The sequence below is a fragment of the Pseudomonas sp. SIMBA_068 genome, from assembly GCF_046534705.1.
In the GTDB taxonomy this organism is placed as follows: domain Bacteria; phylum Pseudomonadota; class Gammaproteobacteria; order Pseudomonadales; family Pseudomonadaceae; genus Aquipseudomonas; species Aquipseudomonas putida.
On sequence record NZ_JAWRYI010000220.1, the window covers coordinates 1 to 322 of the forward strand.

At 64.0% G+C, this 322-nt stretch carries 1 pseudogene; it reads left to right on the forward strand.

What is annotated here, in order from left to right:
* Positions 1-322 (forward strand): annotated as a pseudogene (locus SB756_RS28900) (aminoacetone oxidase family FAD-binding enzyme); the annotation flags it as partial.

Here is a 322-nt window from a genome sequence, read left to right on the forward strand (position 1 = left end):
AAAGTACGGTACGGGCGGATGGGGTCCTGCTGGCATTGGGCGGCGTCAGTTGGGCACGACAGGGTTCCGACGGGGCTTGGCTGCCCCTGCTGGAACAGCGCGGTGTGCAGCTTGCGCCCTTGCAACCGAGCAACTGCGGTTTTGAGGTCAACGCCTGGAGCGAACTGCTGCGCAGCAAATTCGCCGGCGCGCCGCTGAAGAACGTGGCCATCGGCCTTGATGACGTCGCACCACTGCTGGGTGAATGCGTGGTCACCGCCAGCGTCAGCGAGGGCAGCCTGATCTATGCCTTGTCGGCGTCGATTCGCGAATCCATCAACCG